This is a genomic window from Microcoleus sp., from assembly GCF_049646505.1.
Taxonomy (GTDB): domain Bacteria; phylum Cyanobacteriota; class Cyanobacteriia; order Cyanobacteriales; family Microcoleaceae; genus Microcoleus.
In genome coordinates this window covers 1-4,539 of sequence record NZ_JBARVX010000097.1, presented here as the reverse complement: position 1 = coordinate 4,539, position 4,539 = coordinate 1, and the positions used below count along the sequence as shown (strand labels likewise).

The following is a 4,539-nucleotide window of genomic DNA, read 5'->3' as shown; positions in this document are numbered from 1 at the left end:
TTTGCCAGCAGTTTGTCGAGAACTATTTCGCTGGCTAATGTTTGTGATGCTTTGACTGCGGTTGTTATGTCTAGCATCCCTGCACCGCCGCTCGTAGTGCAAGCGCTGCTCGTAGATTTGTGAGTTTCGATATTAGTTGAAATCGAGGCTGAAGTTAGCAACTGCCAGTATTTTGATTCTAAATGTCTTACTTTTGCTGCCGCTCCCCAGCGCTCATAGCAATAACGCGCTTCTGTCAAGTAAGTTTTAGCGATTTTTTCTCGTCCTATGGATAGATAAAATGCTCCTGCCAATTCTGCTGCGAGTGCTTGCACCTGTATGTATCCGTTTTCTTGCGCTCCGGAAATAGCACAGTCGTAATACTCCATTGCTGTAACAATATCCCCCAAGATTCGCGCTTTTTCGGCAGCAATTAAGTCGCATTTGTGTCGGAGGTTCATCGGCGCAGAGAGCGCTTTTTTTTCCAGTTTTTTGAGGTTGCTGTTAATGTAAAAAAGATGATCTTCTTGTTCCTCATTTGTTGTCAGCGGATATGCTGCTAATCTGGATAAAGCATCGTAAAAATGGTATTCAGAAACATTGATCGAGCCCGCTACTCCGTCTAAATAAACTTCGGCTTGCGCTGCATTTTGTAATGCTTGCTCGATATTTTCAAACAAATATGACAATATTAATTTTTGCAAATAAAAGTGCTGGAGACCGACGCGATCGTTAGCTTTCAAAAGCAGCGGCAACAATTTTTTTTCGCTGCAAGATTCACTTAATAAAAGCTCGGAACTGGCCAAATTCCCCATCAATTGCAAAACTGTTTGCCGATATATTTGATTCCAAGTCAATACCGTTTCTTGCTTGAGTTGAAATAATAAATGGTTGTAATTTACCATTTTTTGTTCGAGTTGCGGCAGTTCTTGACCGATGAAATATAAAGACTGACAAATATTTACGGCAGAATATCCGACAGATTCTAAATCACCATTTTCGAGGGCGCTTTGATAGGCTTCCTCTAACAGCGGTAAAGTGTCTTTAACGTGATGCTTGCCGTGCATCAAAACGAATGCTACTAAATTAAGCGTCTTGCTTTTGAATTCTAAAGCATTTAGTCGATCGATCAAATTTAAAGCTAATTGACCGAAGCGATCGCCCGATTCAATATCTCTGACTATTCTTTTCAAAATTGCTCCGTAATTAGCATAACCGAAAGCAGAAAAAACAGAATTTCCGTAGTCGATCGATAAATGAACTTGCTCGCACACTATTAGCGGCAGCAGCACGGGTTCAACTATAAATGTAGCTGAAAACATACTGGAAAGCACGCGCATCGTTGCTAATTTGCGCGGATTTGTCATCACAGGCAAGTTTATTAAATCTTCTATCTTTTGTCCGCTTAAATAAGCTGCGGTTTTGGTCAGTGCTTGCTGAATGTGGAGGGGAGTTGGCGATTCAGGAAAGTTTATTCCTAACATTCTTAGTGCTTCTAGACCAATTTTGACTGATTCTTGCAGTTGGGTTTGCATCGCACAAGCTGTGATTCTGATTTCAAAAACTTTGATTTTGTCTAGTTCATTTTTTGCGTGTTGCAGGACAATTTCTGCCCATGTTTGCATTTGTGCAAATTCGGTATTGAGGTAAGCTGCTTCTGCCGCTGACTCGTAGAGTGCCAGAGTCAAATCGTAGTTTGTTTGCCAACTTTCCGCAGGAAGCAATTCAATACCGGCGGTTAAGTATTTGAGGGCGAGTTCGTAAGCTGCACTGGCTTTTGCTTTGCGCCCTGCAATTAAATTCAATTGGCATAATTGAAATTTTTCTGATTCACTGCTGATGATTGGTCGGGCGGCATTTAGTTGGTTGACTGTATCGAAAACATAGTCTTCTAATTGCTCTGGAGGTGCGTTTTCCAGCAGGAATTTGCCGATTTTGAGATGGGTTTCTTGTTTCTGAGATTCGGATATTAAAGCGTAAGCGGCTTGCTGAACTCGCTCGTGCAAAAATTTATAAGTTGCGCCAGCACCATCAGTTACTGCCAGGGAAAATTCATCTGTAAAATCTCTAGATATTTGGTCTGTTACTTCTGTGCTGGCTGCTAGTGCGAGCGGAATTTTGTAGGCGTTATTTACGGGCAAAATCAGACCGGACTGAAGTGCTTCCCAGAGGTCTGTTGCTGCGGAAATTAGAGGTTTCTTGCAGATTTTTGAAAGAATTTCTAAATTAAATTTGTTGCCAATACAAGCAGCGAATTTGAGCAGTTCCTGTGTAGTTTCTGAAAGTTTCTGAATGTTGTAGATAGTTAATTCTACAACATTGTCAGTTATTCCTATTTCTTGGATTTGTTCGATATCCCACTCCCAGTCACCTGTGATTTCGCAGTTTTTCCAAACAATATCTGGTTGTTTGGGGCGCGAATCATAAACGTTAGGTTCGTCTATATTAACAGAATTATTGGTAGATACAGATTTAAACTTTAGCAATTTATTTGAGTAAATATATTTCAGAAGTTGAGTTAAGAAAAATGGATTTCCTCCGGTTTTTTGCAAAAGCACTTCTGCTAAATCTAGGGATTTTTCTGGCGGGCAGTTGAGAGTACCTGCAACGAATTGATTGACGCTGTTAATATCTAAAGGCGAAAGGGCAATCGTGCTGACTTTTCCGCCTATTTTCTTAATTGCTTCGGCGGTGACGATTGCGGGATGACTTGCATCTACTTCTTGTTCTCGATAGGCTCCAATTATTAATAAATATTGACTTTCGAGGTTTGTTGCTAGCAGTTGGATTAACTTGAGCGATGCTGAATCTACCCACTGCAAATCGTCGAGGAAGATTACCAGCGGGTGTGCTTTTTGAGTAAAGACGCGGATGAATTTTTGAAATACTAAGTTAAAGCGATTTTGAGATTCATTTGCTCCTAAATCTGGTACTGGGGGCTGCTGCCCGACAATCATTTCTACTTCGGGAATAACTTCAATAATTACTTGGCAGTTGCCGCCCAGGGCATTTAAGATTTTCTGCCTCCAAACTTGAACTTTGGCTGCTGTTTCTGTGAGGACTTGCCGCAACAAGTCTTGAAAAGCTTGGAGCAAAAAAGCGTAGGGAATATCGCGCTTAAATTTTTCAAATTTGCTTTCTATAAAATATCCATTTTCTCGCACGAGCGGTTTGTAAATTTCATAGACTAAACAGGATTTTCCCAAACCTGCACTACCGGAAATTAATATTATTTGTGTGTTGCCGCGTTTTATGCGATCGAAGGTACTCAGAAGCTGATTAACTTCGGCTTCTCGCCCGTAAAGTTTTTGGGAAATTTGCAGGTGAGTCGATCGATCTTGCTCGCCGAGGGTGATTTGAGGAATTTCGCCTGTGGTTTGCAGTCCGGCGAGACATTTTTCTAAGTCGTACCAAATTCCCAAAGCACTTTGATACCTGTCTTCGGCGGTTTTTGCTAAGAGTTTCATGACGAGCTCGGAAACGACTTGAGGGATTTTTGGTTGATTGATTGTACTGTTTATTTTGTGGTTTATATTCTCGCAAGGAGTAACTGGATTTTTGGCAATATGGCAGTGTACTAATTCCATCGGATCGATCGCACTAAAAGGCACTTCGCCGCAGAGCATTTCATAAAAGGTGATGCCGAGAGAATAAAAATCGGTGCGGTAGTCGATCGCCCGATTCATCCGTCCAGTTTGTTCTGGAGACATATAGGCGAGGGTGCCTTCGAGTAAATTGGGACTGCCCGGGGCGGGGTTTTCGCCCGGTAGCAGCGAGGCGATCGCAAAATCAGCAAGTTTGACATCCCCTGTCTCGATATTGACAATAATATTGCTCGGTTTAATATCTTTGTGGATGATGTGGTGTTCGTGGAGTTGGTCGAGAGTTTTTGCTAGCTTGATGCCGATTTGCAAAAATTGTTGTAAGTCTAGCTGGTTGTTGCTGAGAAATTGTTTGAGAGAAATGCCGCCAAAGTCTTCTAGAATTAAAACAGGAAAGTGATTGTATTTTTCGAGTTGATAAAATTTTACTATTCCTGGCAAATTTAAATTTTTAATAATTTCGGATTCGTGCAGGAGTTGGGCTATTTGTGCTGGGGTTGGGTAGGGCTGCGCGAGGGTTTTGAGGATAACGGGTTTTTGTTTCTCAAGCTGCATTCCTCGATAAATAACTGTGTGATGGTTTGTATAAATTTGTCCGTCAATGCGGTATCCGGGAATGGTAATCATGCTATTTGAGGGTGGCAAAAGTAAAAATTTAAGTTGAGAAATTGAGCTGAATAAACGGGAAACAAATGATTATTTTTGAAGGATCGTTTTCACTTGAATAAGCGGGAAAGAATGATGAGATAATGGTTGAGATATTGCCTGCGATACTGTGAAGATAAGTGTAATACCAATTTCATAAAGTAGCGCTAGATATTACCCCCCCAACCCCCCCAAAGCATCGGCTGTGCTTTATAAACATCTTTCCTAACAATAAAGTTGACAAAAGTAACTACTTGTGTAGGAGTTATTGGGGAGCTCGCTTCCGATCGAATACGAATTATCCTGCAAAAAG

At 41.2% G+C, this 4,539-nt stretch carries 1 protein-coding gene; it reads right to left on the bottom strand.

Annotated features, from left to right (window positions below; genetic code table 11):
- The coding region (locus tag WBA89_RS05530) for an ATP-binding protein (RefSeq protein WP_424404533.1) at window positions 1-4,208 on the bottom strand (4,208 nt) is incomplete at its 3' end.
- Between the last annotated feature and the right edge of the window lie 331 nt (window positions 4,209-4,539).